This window comes from Allorhizobium pseudoryzae (genome assembly GCF_011046245.1).
GTDB lineage: Bacteria > Pseudomonadota > Alphaproteobacteria > Rhizobiales > Rhizobiaceae > Neorhizobium > Neorhizobium pseudoryzae.
In genome coordinates this window covers 1,011,451-1,024,110 of record NZ_CP049241.1, presented here as the reverse complement: position 1 = coordinate 1,024,110, position 12,660 = coordinate 1,011,451, and the positions used below count along the sequence as shown (strand labels likewise).

General features: G+C 62.5%; 17 protein-coding genes. 9 read left to right on the top strand and 8 right to left on the bottom strand.

What is annotated here, in order from left to right; all coding sequences use genetic code 11:
- Nucleotides 1–61: 61 nt before the first annotated feature.
- Together G6N78_RS05085 and nudC are read left to right on the top strand one after the other, a co-directional pair.
- Nucleotides 62–472 carry an HIT family protein gene (locus G6N78_RS05085; RefSeq protein WP_165216240.1) on the top strand — a complete coding sequence of 137 codons (411 nt, stop codon included), beginning with the start codon at nucleotides 62–64 and terminating at the stop codon, nucleotides 470–472.
- Nucleotides 469–1,431: an NAD(+) diphosphatase gene (gene nudC / locus G6N78_RS05080; protein ID WP_165216238.1), complete on the top strand. Its 963-nt coding sequence runs from the start codon at nucleotides 469–471 to the stop codon at nucleotides 1,429–1,431. The genes G6N78_RS05085 and nudC overlap by 4 nt, the downstream gene beginning before the upstream one ends.
- On the opposite strand, the gene G6N78_RS05075 is transcribed toward nudC, so the two are convergent.
- From G6N78_RS05075 to G6N78_RS05065, 3 genes are all read right to left on the bottom strand, one after another.
- On the bottom strand, nucleotides 1,432–2,346 hold the full coding sequence (locus tag G6N78_RS05075) for a DMT family transporter (protein ID WP_165216236.1): 915 nt from the start codon (nucleotides 2,344–2,346) through the stop codon (nucleotides 1,432–1,434).
- Between the two features lie 109 nt (nucleotides 2,347–2,455).
- Nucleotides 2,456–3,319 carry a prephenate dehydratase gene (locus tag G6N78_RS05070; protein ID WP_165216235.1) on the bottom strand — a complete coding sequence of 288 codons (864 nt, stop codon included), beginning with the start codon at nucleotides 3,317–3,319 and terminating at the stop codon, nucleotides 2,456–2,458.
- 11 nt (nucleotides 3,320–3,330) lie between these two features.
- Complete coding sequence (locus G6N78_RS05065; RefSeq protein ID WP_165216233.1) at nucleotides 3,331–4,086, bottom strand: 3-deoxy-manno-octulosonate cytidylyltransferase; 756 nt, start codon at nucleotides 4,084–4,086, stop codon at nucleotides 3,331–3,333.
- A 151-nt stretch (nucleotides 4,087–4,237) separates the two neighbouring features.
- Between G6N78_RS05065 and G6N78_RS05060 the strand changes: the two genes are divergently transcribed.
- Nucleotides 4,238–4,816, top strand: coding sequence for a c-type cytochrome (locus G6N78_RS05060; protein ID WP_165216232.1), 579 nt, complete (start codon nucleotides 4,238–4,240; stop codon nucleotides 4,814–4,816).
- A gap of 89 nt (nucleotides 4,817–4,905) precedes the next feature.
- On the opposite strand, the gene G6N78_RS05055 is transcribed toward G6N78_RS05060, so the two are convergent.
- Entirely contained in the window at nucleotides 4,906–5,853 is a 948-nt protein-coding gene (locus tag G6N78_RS05055; protein ID WP_165216230.1) for an AEC family transporter, read from the bottom strand.
- A 2-nt stretch (nucleotides 5,854–5,855) separates the two neighbouring features.
- Here G6N78_RS05055 and G6N78_RS05050 point away from each other — a divergent pair, with 2 nt between their 5' ends.
- Nucleotides 5,856–6,095 (top strand): hypothetical protein, encoded by a 240-nt coding sequence (locus tag G6N78_RS05050; protein WP_165216229.1) that lies wholly within the window; start codon nucleotides 5,856–5,858, stop codon nucleotides 6,093–6,095.
- Between the two features lie 45 nt (nucleotides 6,096–6,140).
- Nucleotides 6,141–7,133 carry an adenosine kinase gene (locus G6N78_RS05045; RefSeq protein WP_165216227.1) on the top strand — a complete coding sequence of 331 codons (993 nt, stop codon included), beginning with the start codon at nucleotides 6,141–6,143 and terminating at the stop codon, nucleotides 7,131–7,133.
- Here the strand turns inward: G6N78_RS05045 and G6N78_RS05040 are convergent.
- Nucleotides 7,126–7,620: an SH3 domain-containing protein gene (locus G6N78_RS05040; protein WP_370691510.1), complete on the bottom strand. Its 495-nt coding sequence runs from the start codon at nucleotides 7,618–7,620 to the stop codon at nucleotides 7,126–7,128. The genes G6N78_RS05045 and G6N78_RS05040 overlap by 8 nt on opposite strands.
- Nucleotides 7,621–7,862: 242 nt before the next feature.
- Here G6N78_RS05040 and G6N78_RS05035 point away from each other — a divergent pair, with 242 nt between their 5' ends.
- Both G6N78_RS05035 and G6N78_RS05030 read left to right on the top strand, forming a co-directional pair.
- Nucleotides 7,863–8,867 carry a 2-hydroxyacid dehydrogenase gene (locus G6N78_RS05035; protein WP_165216224.1) on the top strand — a complete coding sequence of 335 codons (1,005 nt, stop codon included), beginning with the start codon at nucleotides 7,863–7,865 and terminating at the stop codon, nucleotides 8,865–8,867.
- Nucleotides 8,868–8,986: 119 nt separating this feature from the next.
- The gene (locus G6N78_RS05030; RefSeq protein WP_165216223.1) at nucleotides 8,987–9,487 is read left to right on the top strand and encodes a DUF3833 family protein; all 501 of its coding nucleotides are present in this window, start codon (nucleotides 8,987–8,989) and stop codon (nucleotides 9,485–9,487) included.
- 30 nt (nucleotides 9,488–9,517) lie between these two features.
- Here G6N78_RS05030 and G6N78_RS05025 read toward each other — a convergent pair whose 3' ends face one another.
- From G6N78_RS05025 to recF, 3 genes are read right to left on the bottom strand one after another with little or no spacing between them, the layout of a single operon-like run.
- Nucleotides 9,518–9,997 carry a GNAT family N-acetyltransferase gene (locus G6N78_RS05025; RefSeq protein ID WP_165216221.1) on the bottom strand — a complete coding sequence of 160 codons (480 nt, stop codon included), beginning with the start codon at nucleotides 9,995–9,997 and terminating at the stop codon, nucleotides 9,518–9,520.
- Nucleotides 9,998–10,001: 4 nt separating this feature from the next.
- Nucleotides 10,002–10,760 (bottom strand): molybdopterin-synthase adenylyltransferase MoeB, encoded by a 759-nt coding sequence (locus G6N78_RS05020; protein ID WP_165216220.1) that lies wholly within the window; start codon nucleotides 10,758–10,760, stop codon nucleotides 10,002–10,004.
- A gap of 34 nt (nucleotides 10,761–10,794) precedes the next feature.
- Nucleotides 10,795–11,916 carry a DNA replication/repair protein RecF gene (gene recF, locus G6N78_RS05015; protein WP_165216218.1) on the bottom strand — a complete coding sequence of 374 codons (1,122 nt, stop codon included), beginning with the start codon at nucleotides 11,914–11,916 and terminating at the stop codon, nucleotides 10,795–10,797.
- Nucleotides 11,917–12,092: 176 nt separating this feature from the next.
- On the opposite strand from recF, the gene G6N78_RS05010 reads away from it, so the two are divergent.
- Together G6N78_RS05010 and G6N78_RS05005 are read left to right on the top strand one after the other, a co-directional pair.
- The gene (locus G6N78_RS05010; protein ID WP_165216217.1) at nucleotides 12,093–12,380 is read left to right on the top strand and encodes a hypothetical protein; all 288 of its coding nucleotides are present in this window, start codon (nucleotides 12,093–12,095) and stop codon (nucleotides 12,378–12,380) included.
- Between the two features lie 54 nt (nucleotides 12,381–12,434).
- Entirely contained in the window at nucleotides 12,435–12,656 is a 222-nt protein-coding gene (locus G6N78_RS05005) for a SlyX family protein (protein ID WP_165216215.1), read from the top strand.
- The last annotated feature ends 4 nt before the right edge of the window (nucleotides 12,657–12,660 follow it).

Genomic DNA, 12,660 nt, shown 5'->3' with positions numbered 1-12,660 from the left:
CAGCAAATGCAAGCCAAGCCGACAAAAAACTGCTAGCAGAGACAAAAACGCGGAGGACACCTTGAGCGCATTTGAATTGGATGCCCGGCTGGAGCGGGATTCGGACCTCGTCACCGTGCTCGGGCTCTGCCAGCTGCGCCTGTTGAAGGACAGCCGCTGGCCCTGGCTGATGCTGGTGCCGCAGCGGGCGGCCAAGACGGAAATCTTCGAACTTGCCCCCCTCGATCAGGCCATGCTGACCTTCGAGACGAACATGATTGCCGAGGCGCTGAAAACGGCGACCGGCGCGAAGAAGATCAATGTCGGCGCGCTGGGCAACGTCGTCTCGCAGCTCCACGTGCATGTGGTGGCGCGCAGCGAAGGCGATCCGAACTGGCCGGGACCCATCTGGGGTTTCGGCACGGCTGTTCCTTATGACGATCCGGCAAAACAGGCCTTTCTCAAGGCGCTGAACGAAGCGATGTCCCCATGAGCATTTCTCTTTTCAAAACGGATGCGCCGCATCCCGAAGCCAGCCGGCTCACCGCCTTTTCCGGCAATCGCCTGGATCGCGCCGCCGAACATCGTGCCGAGGATTGCCTGGAACAGGCCGTGGCACATGACGGTTCGCATATCCTCGTGTTCGCCGGCGGCAAACTGGTTCTCAAGCATGACGACCAGGTGCTGGACGCTCTGTTTGCCCGCCATGAACTTGCCGGCCTTCATCCGGACATGGAGACGCTGATCCTGCTCGGCTACCGGCAGAATGGCGAACCGCGGCTTGCGGTAAGCATTGGCGCAGCCATCGAGCAGTTGGAAAGCCAGTTCAAGATCACCGATGCGCGCTCGGCCTTCCGGGACGGACTGCTGGATGAGGAAACGCTGGGCGAGGTGGCCCAGGCGCTGAGCCTCACCCACTGGAACGCCGCCAACCGCTTCTGTGGCAAATGCGGCACAAAGACGGACAGCCAGCTTGGCGGCTACAAGCGCAGCTGTCCCGCATGCGGGCATATGATGTTTCCGCGGACCGACCCCGTCGTCATCATGCTGACGGTGGATGCGGAAAACGACCGTGTCCTCCTCGGCCGTGGCCATCATTTCGCACCCGGCATGTATTCGACGCTCGCGGGCTTCGTGGAACCCGGAGAAACGATCGAGGACGCCGTACGTCGCGAGACGCTGGAGGAATCCGGCATCGAGACGGGACGCGTCCGTTATCATGCCTCGCAGCCCTGGCCCATGCCGCATTCTCTGATGATCGGCTGTTATGCGGAGGCTCTGTCGCAAGAGATCCGCCGCGACGAGCAGGAGCTCGCCGATTGCCGCTGGTTCAGCCGCCAAGAGGTGGCCGCCATGCTGGAGGCCGATCATGCGGGCGAGGGACCCTTTGCACCGCCGGGCGGCGCGATTGCCCATCGCCTGATGCGCGACTGGGTGGAATGGAGCCGGTAGTTAGTCGGCTTTCGGTTTGCGCGTAAACGTGTGGACCGCAAGCGAGACGCCAACAATCTGCAGGCTTGCGCCGATCGCCTCGGAGGCGGTCGGCCACCGATGGTCGAGCATCAGTCCGAAGATCAGCCCGAATACGGTTTCCGCCACGATCAGTTGCGCCGTCAGCGTGAGCGGCAGACGGTTGGAGGCAAAGCTCCAGCACCAGGTGGCAAGCCAGGAGGCGGCCATGCCGAGCACCAGCGCCCAGGCGAAAAAATGCAGGAGCATGTCCGTCGATGCCGTGGCGTACGTATCGGAGGCCATCGGGACGAGCACCAGCGAGCCGGCAAGCGCGCCGAGCCCATGCAGGTTCGTCCAGTCGATCGTGCTTGGCGGGGTATCCGAGCGCATGATCCGGGCGTTGATGATGCCATAAAGAACCCAGACCAGCAGCGCCGCCACCGCACAGCCGGCGCCGGCCAACATCATCCGCTGGCCGTCGAGATCGAGCTTCGCCACCAATTCGACGTTCACGACGGCAATGCCGGCGGCGATCATCAGGAGCGGCAGGGCGAGCCGCCGCCAGTCAACCGATTTGTCCAGCAGATTGGCAATCGCCGGGAGGATGACCGGCATGATGCCGATGATCAGCGGCGGAACGACGGCTCCCGCCAGAAGTACGGCCTGCGACGCCAGCACAAAATATCCGACATACCCGATCACCCCCAGCATCATGCCGATGAAGATCCGCTGACCGCCGACGCCCTGCAGCCGGAACCGAGGATGCAGCATCGTCAGCGCGCAGGTGAGGCCGAAGATGGCGTAACGGGCGATGGTGATGTCGAACAGCGTGAACGGGTGCACCAGCCGCGCGGCAACGAAGGTCAGGCCCCAGAGGGCGCAGGTGGTGAGGCCCGCAAGAATCCCGAGCAGCATGGGAACTCCTTATGCCGATGCCGGATCACGCGCGGGGGCGCATCTCACCGCAGGCAAGCACTATCGGAACGGTGCATGGGGATGTATCCCCGGCGAACAGGAAGGCGTTTCAGACGTCGTGCAGCGAGCGCCGCATCGGATGGCCGAGATAGGTGCCGAGGATGCGCACCTTTTCCGAGAAGAACCGGAGTTCCTCCAGGGCACGGCGTACGGGCGCATCGTCCGGATGGCCTTCGATATCGGCATAGAACTGGGTGGCAACGAACTTGCCGCCGATCTGGTAGCTTTCCAGCTTCGTCATGTTGATGCCGTTGGTGGCAAAGCCACCGAGCGCCTTGTACAGCGCAGCCGGGATGTTGCGCACGTTGAAGACAAACGTCGTGACGATCAGGTCCGCATCGCTCTGGCGCTTCACCCAGTGCTCGTCGCGCGACAGCACGACGAAGCGGGTGACGTTGCTTTCGGAATCCTCGACATTCTCCTGCATGATCTCCAGCCCGTAGAGACCGGCCGCCAGCCGCGGGGCAAGGGCGGCCATCGAGCGGTCACCGCGTTCGGCCACCAGCTTGGCGGCACCGGCGGTATCCCCGGCCACGACCCCCTTCCAGCCGTTCGAGCGGATGATCTTGCGGCACTGGCCAAGCGCATGGATATGGCTGTGGACCGTGCGGATCTCGTCGCGTGCAACGCCCGGCAGAACCATCAGCTGAAAGCGGATCGGCATGAAATACTCGCCGATGATGTGCAGCCGTGATTCGGGCAGAAGGTGGTGGATGTCCGCCACGCGACCGGCAAGCGTGTTCTCGATCGGGATCATCGCCAGATCCGCCTCGCCGCTTTCCAGCGCCGTGAAGGCATCCTCAAAGGTGGGGCAGGGCAGGGGCTCCATCTCCGGGAACATGTCCCGGCAGGCCATGTCGGAGTTGGCGCCGAAATCGCCCTGAAAGGCGATGCGATTGGTCTTCGAAACCATGGGATTGTCCATCAGAGGGAACGGCTGGCGAGGATCGCACGCGCCTTGTCGAGGTCGGCCGGAGTATCGACGCCGAGCGGCACGGAGTCAACGATCTCCGCGTCGATGCGCATGCCGGCTTCCAGCGCGCGCAGCTGCTCGAGCCGTTCGCGCAGTTCCAGCACGGAGGGTCCCAGCGCGACGAAGCGTTCGAGGGCACGCCGGCGGTAGGTGTAAAGGCCGATATGATGGTAGAGCGGACCCTCGCCATAGGGTGCGGTGGCGCGGGTAAAGTAGAGCGCCCGCAGCCGCTCCGCCGAGAGAGGCGAACCGATCACCTTGACGATGTTCGGGTTTTTCTTGTCGTCCTCGTCATGGATTTCCACCGCGAGCGTGGCGATATCGACGGAAGGCTCCTGCATGGGTCGGAACGACGCCAAGATCGTTTCCGGCTCGATCGTCGGAAGATCGCCCTGCACGTTGATGATGTAGTCGAAGCGTCCGTCCGGATCGGCCGATAAAAGCGCCTGGTGGATCCGGTCGGAACCCGACTGGTGATCGACCCTCGTCATCACCACGTCGAAGCCTGCGGAGCGCACGGCGTCAAAGACGCTCTGGTCGTCCACCGCCACCAGAACCCGCCCGATATCGGCTTCCTTGGCGCGTCTGGCAACCTGCACGATCATGGGCGCACCGCCGATATCGGCAAGCGGTTTGCCGGGCAAGCGGGTGGACGCCAGGCGGGCGGGGATCAGAACGAGCGTCTTGTCGGATTCCGGATTGCGCATCAATGTCTTCCTGGCATCCCCCAGGATGGCAAAAGGTCTCAGGGGGCGTGCACTGATTCAGGTTGCACCAGTGTCGCAAAAGGCATAGCTTTCAAGGGATTTCAAGGTGGGACACCCGCGATTCCTGCGGGTGGGAAGGAGCTTTTAGCGGATGAACGCCTATACGAACATGGCTGTGGGGGCCTTGCTCAGTACCGTTTTTGTCATGATGTCTGTCTCGATCGCCTCGGAAGGTCTGTTCCATTCCGAAGCGCCGGAGAAGCCAGGCTTTGCGATCGTTGCTGAAGAAGCGCCGGCCGCTGGCGCCGGAGAGGCGGCCGCGGCCGCTGCTGTTCCGATCGCAACGCTGTTGGCAACCGCCGACGCGGCGGCCGGTGCAACGGTCTTCAAGAAGTGTCAGAGCTGTCATTCCGGGGAGAAGGGCGGACCGAACAAGGTTGGTCCGGATCTCTGGGATCTCGTCAATCGTCCGATCGCCACCCATGAAGGCTTCAGCTATTCGGCGGCGATGAAGGACTTCTCCAAGGGCGGTACGGTGGTCTGGGACTTCGAGCACCTGAACCACTTCCTGGCTGGACCGAAGGCCTATATCCCGGGAACGGCGATGGGCTTTGCGGGCGTGAAAAAGGATGACGAGCGGGCCAACCTGATCGCTTATCTGCGCTCCCTGTCCGACAATCCCGCGCCCCTGCCGGATCCGAACGCACCTGCCGCACCGGCGACCAACTAAGCACTGCGCTTTCAAGAAAACTGCCAAAAAGCCCGGTCTCGCGCCGGGCTTTTTTCATGCCGGCAGGTCGCAGAAAGCGGAAAAGGCGCTCAGGCGAGGACCCAGGCCCAGAAGCTGACGCTGACGATGCCGAAAATCGTCGTGATGCTGATGACGGAGGCGGCCAGGCTTCCGCCGGATTGGAAGCGGACGGCAAGGATCCAGGCATTGATCCCCGTCGGCACCGAGGCCGTCAGCACCATGGCGGAGGTCCAGGCCTTGGAAAGTCCGAGGACCTGGGCAAACGCGAAGACGCTCGCCGGAAGCAGGATCAGCTTCAGAAGCGCCATCACCGTCGCAAGGCCGAGATTGCCCTTTACCGGATACTTGCGCAGCGTCATGCCGAGCGAAATGAGCGCCGCACCCGCCGTCACGCTGGCGATCTGGTCCACGACGCTTTTCACCACGGCCGGCAGCGCGCCGAAACCCGTCAGGTTGTAACCGAGGCCGAGCGTCAGCGCGATGACGAGCGGATTGCGAACGAGGTTTGCGCCCACCTGTCGAACGACCGACAGCAGGCCGCGCTTTTCCTTGCCGTCCACCTTGGCGCTGGCATGTTCCATCAGGATCGTTCCGACCACCATCATGAAGGGCAGATGGATGGCAAGCAGGATCGAAATCGCGACGATACCGTCGTCGCCCACCGATCGCCCGACCAGCGGCAGGCCGATGAAGACATTGTTGGCAAAAGCGGATGACATGCCGGCAATCACGCCGATCTTGGCATCGCGACCGAAGAGGTGGCGTGCCATCAGATGGCCGACGGTCCAGGTCACCGCCACGCCGGCGAAATAGGCGATCCACAGCCGAAACGGCGAGGCCCCCTGGAAATGCGCCTCTGCCAGCGTCCGGAAAATCAGCGCCGGAAGTGCGACCTTGAAGACGAATTCCGCCAGCCCATCCCCCGTCTGCTCGCGCAACAGCCCGGTCCGGGCGGCAATCCATCCCATGAGGATGAGAAGAAAGATCGGGGCAACGTTGAGGAAGACGGAAGACACGCGTGGAAGGCTTTCACGAAGCAGAAGCCTTCGATGTAGCGGATAAGGCGGAAGGGTACAAACCGTCATCCATCACGACAACGAAAAAAGCGGCCCGTGTCGGCCGCTTGGCACCGGACCCGCCCATCTCCAGTTCATCCGTGGTCGATGGGCGATCCGATGAGGATGTTTTAGCCGGGTTCTGTGACGAAGAGATGACAAAGCGGAAAAGCAGACCGATTTTCCTTTTCTTTAAAGGCTGAATCCTTATTAGGGAAGGAGGCTTCAAACTGGAGATGATGGGCTCGATGAGCAAGTTCGACGTTCTGACCATTGGCAATGCGATCGTGGATATTCTGTCGCGCTGCGAGGATGATTTCCTGAGCCGGAACGGGATCATCAAGGGCGCGATGAACTTGATCGATGCCGAGCGTGCCGAACTTCTCTATTCGCTCATGGGCCCGGCCCACGAGGCCTCCGGCGGCAGTGCCGGCAATACCGCAGCCGGCGTTGCAAGTTTTGGCGGACGCGCCGCCTATTTCGGCAAGGTCGCGCAGGATGAACTCGGCAAGATCTTCCAGCACGACATCCGCGCCCAGGGCGTGCATTACGAAACCAAGCCGGATGGCACCTTTCCGCCGACTGCCCGCTCGATGATCTTCATCACGCCGGATGGCGAGCGCTCGATGAACACCTTTCTTGGTGCCTGCGTCGATCTTGGGCCGGAGCATGTGGAGCCCCAGGTGGTGGCCGATTCGAAGGTGACCTACTTCGAGGGCTATCTCTGGGATCCGCCGCGTGCCAAGGAAGCGATCCGCGAATGCGCCCGCATTGCCCATGAAAACGGGCGCGAAACCTCGATGACGTTGTCGGACTCCTTCTGCGTCGGCCGTTATCGCGACGAATTCCTCGACCTGATGCGCTCCGGCACGGTGGACATCGTGTTCGCCAACAAGCAGGAAGCACTCTCGCTCTACGAAACGGAAGACTTCGATCTTGCGATCGAGAAGATCGCCGGCGACTGCAAGCTTGCCGCGGTGACGCTGAGTGAGGAAGGTGCCATCATCGTGCGCGGCAGCGAACGGGTGAAGGTCGATGCCATCGCCATCGACCGTCTCGTCGATACGACCGGTGCGGGTGATCTCTTCGCCTCCGGTTTCCTTTACGGCTACACCAAGGGCAAGTCCCTGGAAGAGTGCGGCAAGCTGGGCTGCCTGGCGGCCGGAATCGTCATCCAGCAGATCGGGCCGCGGCCGATGCTGTCGCTGAAGGATGCCGCCGTCGAGGCAGGCCTTATTTGAAGGCCTCGCCCGGATAGGCGCCCCAGATCTCGCCCTGGCTGACCCAACCCTCCATGGAGCCGGTTTCAGCCCGGCACCATGTGCCATTGCATTCCTTGATGCGCATGATCACGCCGGGCTCAAGTTTGGCCAGCACGGTCGCGCTGTTCTGCGCCTCGCGCCGCAGGTTGACGAAGATGTCCTTGCCCTTGCCCTTCATCCACGGGGCGGCAACGGCGGTTCGTTCGCCCGAAAGAAGCGCCTGGTTGACCCAGCCTTCGGTTCCGTCCGCATCGCGCACACGCCGCCAGTTCTCGTATTCCTGGATGATCTCCATGGGGAGGCCTTCCTTCATGTACATCCAGGAGACCGCGTAATCCGTACTGGGGCCGATGCGGATGTTCACTCGCCGCGACTTCAGGCTGACGAAGCGCGGCAGGGGAAGCCCGCTCGCCCCCTTGGACGTCCCTTGTGCGTGAACAGGCGCATGTTCCGTCACGGCCCCCATGGAGGTTGCCGTAAAGGCCAGAAAAGTTGCAACACAGGTAAGACGCAGGGAACGACGCATGTGGTTTCTCATCGAGATCTTCAAATGCGGACGCGCGTCCAGCGCACGTCCGACAGGGCGGCGCGAACCCGGCACAACGAGGTTTTGTTTGTCTTCGCCGACGGGTCTGGTAGAAAACGCCTGATCCGCCGAATGTCGCCGATCTTGGTTAACGAGTTCTGAACGAGCTTTGAAGGACGCCCATGACCGCCAGGAAGAAGCCCAAGGTCTACATCACCCGAAAGCTGCCGGATGCGGTTGAAACCCGAATGCGGGAGCTGTTTGACGCGACATTGAACATTGATGACACGCCGCGGTCTCAAGATGAGCTGAAAGAAGCAGTCCGACACGCCGATGTTCTCGTTCCGACCGTCACAGACCGCATCGATGCAGACCTGATCGCGGCTGCCGGCCCGCAGTTGAAGCTGATCGCCAGCTTTTCGAACGGTGTCGATCACATCGATGTGGATGCGGCGGCAAAGAAGGGCATCACCGTCACCAACACGCCGAACGTGCTGACCGAAGACACGGCCGACATGACCATGGTGCTGATCTTCGCCGTCATGCGCCGGCTGATCGAAGGCTCGCGGGTTCTGACGGAAGACCCCGGCAACTGGGCCGGCTGGTCGCCCACCTGGATGCTGGGACACCGGATCGGCGGCAAACGGATCGGCATCGTCGGCATGGGGCGCATCGGCACGGCGGTTGCCCGCAGGGCCAAGGCCTTTGGCCTGTCGATCCATTACCACAACCGCAAGCGCGTCAACCCGGCGACCGAAGAGGAGTTGGAGGCAACCTACTGGGATAGCCTCGACCAGATGCTGGCCCGCGTCGATATCGTCTCGGTGAACTGCCCCTCGACACCGGCAACCTTCCATCTTCTGTCGGCGCGCCGGCTGGCCCTGATGCAGCCGCATGGCATCATCGTCAACACCGCCCGCGGTGACATCATCGATGAGGCGGCCCTGATCCAGTTGCTGAAGGATGGCAAGATTGCCGGCGCCGGTCTCGATGTGTTCAGCAACGAGCCGATGATCAATCCGAAGCTCCTGAAGCTCGCCAAGGAAGGCAAGGCCGTCCTTCTGCCGCATATGGGATCGGCCACCGTCGAGGGTCGTATCGACATGGGCGACAAGGTGATCATCAACATCCGCACCTTCTTCGACGGGCACCGGCCGCCGAACCGTGTCCTGCCGAGCCGTCTCTGAGCGCCTCTTGTCCTCATCGGTGATCGGCAATGTGCAGCCGATCACACCGGCTTGACCGTCGCCTCCAATCCAGTTGCCCCCGTGTCGCGTAACTCCCACCAGAAGGAAGGAGGCCGGACATGAAACAGGGTCTATTCTGGCTGACGATGGGGCTGACGATGGCGACGGTAACGCAGACCGCGGAAGCGGCTGATTTGGCACTTGAACAGTATTTCATGGGAAAGACCAAGGCGACGGGCGAGTTCAGCGCCATCAACGGTGTGAAGCGGTCCTTCAGTGTGGATCTCACCGGACGCTGGGATGGCAAGACCCTTGTCCTTCGCGAGGATTTCAAGTTCTCCGACGGTGAGAAGGATACCAAGACCTGGCGGTTCACCAAGACCGGCCCCGGCCGTTATACCGGCACGCGGGAGGACGTGATCGGCACGACGGACGTGGTGATCGACGGCAAGGTGGCGCGGTTCAACTACCTGGTAAACCTCGGCACTCCGGCGAAACCCAACAAGGTGCGCTTCTACGACAAGATGGTGCTGGAGCCGGATGGCCGGCTCGTGAACACCGCCTGGGTGACGAAATATCTGCTGCCCGTCGCCAGGACAAAGGTGATCTTCAGCCGATGACGACGTTTGACATCGCGCACTGTCGTCGCTTCAGCGAAATAGTGGCTTCTGCATCTCGATGAAGGTGACGCGATCATAACCGGGATGCGACCTTTCAGCCGTGCGGACAAAACCCCAGGCTGCGAATCGCTGGTGATTTCCGGTGAGTTCGATCCGGGTCTCCAGCCGCAGCAGTGGCAGAGTACGTGCATGGGCCTCCCGCTCGGCGGTCTGCAGCAGCAGAAGACCGATGCCCTTGCCCTGCGCATCCGGCGACACGGCAAGCTTGCCGATATAGAGGCCGTTCGGCTCCGGTCGGCAGAAGATGCAGCCCAGCAGGCGCCCGCCTTCGGTCGCGACATAGCCGATTTCCGCGGCGGCCTTTTCCTTCAGCGAGGCGGGCGTCAGCCGATGGGCGGAGGAGGGCGGGTCGATCACACCATCCATATAGGCAAATGCCGACATGATCAGCCCCAGAAGCCCATCCCAGTCGTCGAACCGGGTCTCATCGATGCGGGAAATCTCGATCATTGTCTCACGCCCTCTGGCGGCGGCGGTAGCGGATGGTGTTGAAGCTGGCGCCGAGCGAATCATAACTGAGCAGGCGTCCCACTAGCGGCTCGCCGATCCCGGTGATCACCTTGATCGCCTCCATCGCCATCAGCGTGCCGATGACGCCGGTGAGTGCCCCGATCACGCCGGCCTCGGCGCAGTTCGGTAGCAGCCCCTGCGGCGGCTTGATCGGGAAGAGATCGCGGTAGGTCGGGTTCAGAACGCCTTCCTCATCCGTCTCGTAGGGAGCCAGCACCGTCACCGTTCCATCGAAGCGCCCGACGGCACCGGTGACCAGCGGAATTTCCGCCGCTTCCGCCGCATCGGCCGCCGCATAGCGCGTGTCGAAATTGTCGGATCCGTCGATCAGCAGGTCGAACCGCTTCAGGTGGCTTGCGGCAAAGCTTGCGTCGAAACGCTCCTCGAACCGCACCACCCGCACATGCGGGTTGAGTCGAACGATGGCCTGGGCAGCGCTTTCCGTCTTCAGGTCGTTCAGCGTTCCGCTGTCATGGATCACCTGCCGTTGCAGGTTGGAAAGCGACACACGGTCGTCATCGGCAATGCCGAGCGTGCCGACGCCGGCCGCCGCCAGATATTGCAACACGGGTGCACCTAGCCCGCCGGCCCCGATCACCAGCACGCGGGCGGCCTTCAGCCGCTGCTGCCCTTCGCCGCCCACTTCGGGAAGCAGGATGTGCCGCTTGTAGCGTTCGATTTCGTCAGGGGTCAGCGTTTCCATGAGAGGTCCGGGTTTGATGCCTATGTGTTGAAAATCAGGTCAGGACGCGGCCCTGGCTGACGGTGAAGAATTGCGCCCGCTCGCCAAGTGCCGCGAACATGGCACGATCCGTGCCGGTCATGAAGGCCTGCCCACCAAGACCATCGACGAGATCGAACAGGGCCGCACGACGCCCTTCGTCCAGATGCGCGGCAATCTCGTCGAGCAGCAGGACAGGCGCATACCCGGTCATGTCGGCGGTGAGGCGCGCATGGGCGAGAACGAGGCCGACAAGCAGCGCCTTCTGTTCGCCGGTCGAGCAGCGCTCCGCTTCGATGTCCTTGTCCCGATGGCGCACCAGAAGATCGACCCGGTGCGGGCCCGTCAGCGTGCGTCCCGCAGCCGCATCGCGGTGCCGGGTCTCCCGCAGCGTCTCGCGGAAGACGTCCTCCAACTCGGCAAACGGGCGCTCCGCCTCGTCATCCAGGAAACCGGAGAGAGAGAGCTGCGGCGAGGGGAAGGGTGATTCGCTGCTGCGGGCGATGAGGGCCGTCAGAAGCCCCAGCATCTCGCGGCGGGCGGCAGCCATGGCAATGCCGAGCTCGGCCATCTGCACCTCAATGCCGGAGAGCCAGGCGGGGTCGAACCGGCCTTCCGAAAGCAGCCGGTTGCGGCCACGCATGGCGCGTTCGTAATCGGCGGCGCGGCGCCCATGTGCCGGATCGAGGGAAAGGACCAGACGATCTAGAAAACGCCGCCGGTCCGAAGCGCCGCCGGTAAACAGCCCGTCCATGGAGGGCGTCAGCCAGAGCACGTTCAGATGATCGGTCAGTTCCTCGACGGATTTCGCCGGCGTGCCGTTCAGCCGCAGCCTGCGGCTCGTGCTCTCTTCGCCGGCTTCGATGCCGGTACCGATCGCGACCTCGCCCTCGCGGCCGACGAGTTCGGCAAAAACGGAGAAACCGCCGGTGGCGCCGACCCGGGTGACATCGGAGAGAACGGCGCGGCGCAGGCCCCGTCCGGGCGACAGGAAGGAGACCGCCTCCAGCAGATTGGTCTTGCCGGACCCGTTATCGCCGGTCAGCACCACATGGCGCGCGTCAAAGCCAAGCGAAACCTCCGCATAATTGCGGAAGTCGGCAAGCTTCAGCCGTGTGAGGAAGGTCTTCTCAGCCATGGCGCCTTGAGCGGTTTTGAACACATGCAGCTAGCCTCTTGCCGTGGACATGGCAAGCCGGAAGAGCATGGCGCGCGCTGCCATCCGGCCTTGCACGCGAGCAAAATTTTCCATGGAACCGGGAACAGATTGTTATGTTAGACTTCGCGACAGTTCACCTGTTCCGGGAGGCGGAAATGAGCAGGCATGAGGAACTGACACCGGAGGAAGCACGGGCCGATCACCGGTCCATGCTGCGGTTTCTGGCGATGAACGCGATCTTCGGCTTTCTTCTGGGCCTTACCATCGCGCTGTCGATGATCTGGTTCGATTTCGCCGATCTCGGCACCCGCATTGCAAGGTCCCGCACTCCCTGGCTGGTGATCTTCATCCTGGCGACGCCGCTCTCCTTCACCTTCGCGGGCGCGGTCACGGCCTCCGCCGTGATGCTGATGCCCTACAAGCGGAAGAAGGATCTTCTCTGATAGGCAGTGCATCCGATCTTTTCAGCACTTGGCCACTCAGATAGGAGAGAGACCATGACCGAAAAATCGACATCCGATCTCGACCGCATCATCACGCTCGAAGAAACCGTGGCCTATCAGGCCAAGACCATCGAAGAACTCTCGGAACAGATTGCCGAGCAGTGGAAGGTACTGGACCAGACGCGCCTGAAGCTCGATCGCCTGGCCGAACGGTTCCTTTCGCTGGAGGAGGCGTCGCTGGAGGCCCCCGCCATCACCAAGCCTCCGCATTATTGAGCCC

Excerpts from the sequence above, each read along its gene's own strand:
- nudC (WP_165216238.1), top strand. The coding sequence starts at position 469 with ATGAGCATTTCTCTTTTCAAAACGGATGCGCCGCATCCCGAAGCCAGC.
- G6N78_RS05075 (WP_165216236.1), bottom strand. The coding sequence starts at position 2,346 with ATGCTGCTCGGGATTCTTGCGGGCCTCACCACCTGCGCCCTCTGGGGC.
- G6N78_RS05070 (WP_165216235.1), bottom strand. The coding sequence starts at position 3,319 with ATGGTTTCGAAGACCAATCGCATCGCCTTTCAGGGCGATTTCGGCGCC.
- G6N78_RS05065 (WP_165216233.1), bottom strand. The coding sequence starts at position 4,086 with ATGCGCAATCCGGAATCCGACAAGACGCTCGTTCTGATCCCCGCCCGC.
- G6N78_RS05060 (WP_165216232.1), top strand. The coding sequence starts at position 4,238 with ATGAACGCCTATACGAACATGGCTGTGGGGGCCTTGCTCAGTACCGTT.
- G6N78_RS05045 (WP_165216227.1), top strand. The coding sequence starts at position 6,141 with ATGAGCAAGTTCGACGTTCTGACCATTGGCAATGCGATCGTGGATATT.
- G6N78_RS05040 (WP_370691510.1), bottom strand. The coding sequence starts at position 7,620 with ATGGGGGCCGTGACGGAACATGCGCCTGTTCACGCACAAGGGACGTCC.
- G6N78_RS05035 (WP_165216224.1), top strand. The coding sequence starts at position 7,863 with ATGACCGCCAGGAAGAAGCCCAAGGTCTACATCACCCGAAAGCTGCCG.
- G6N78_RS05030 (WP_165216223.1), top strand. The coding sequence starts at position 8,987 with ATGAAACAGGGTCTATTCTGGCTGACGATGGGGCTGACGATGGCGACG.
- G6N78_RS05025 (WP_165216221.1), bottom strand. The coding sequence starts at position 9,997 with ATGATCGAGATTTCCCGCATCGATGAGACCCGGTTCGACGACTGGGAT.
- G6N78_RS05020 (WP_165216220.1), bottom strand. The coding sequence starts at position 10,760 with ATGGAAACGCTGACCCCTGACGAAATCGAACGCTACAAGCGGCACATC.
- recF (WP_165216218.1), bottom strand. The coding sequence starts at position 11,916 with ATGGCTGAGAAGACCTTCCTCACACGGCTGAAGCTTGCCGACTTCCGC.
- G6N78_RS05010 (WP_165216217.1), top strand. The coding sequence starts at position 12,093 with ATGAGCAGGCATGAGGAACTGACACCGGAGGAAGCACGGGCCGATCAC.
- G6N78_RS05005 (WP_165216215.1), top strand. The coding sequence starts at position 12,435 with ATGACCGAAAAATCGACATCCGATCTCGACCGCATCATCACGCTCGAA.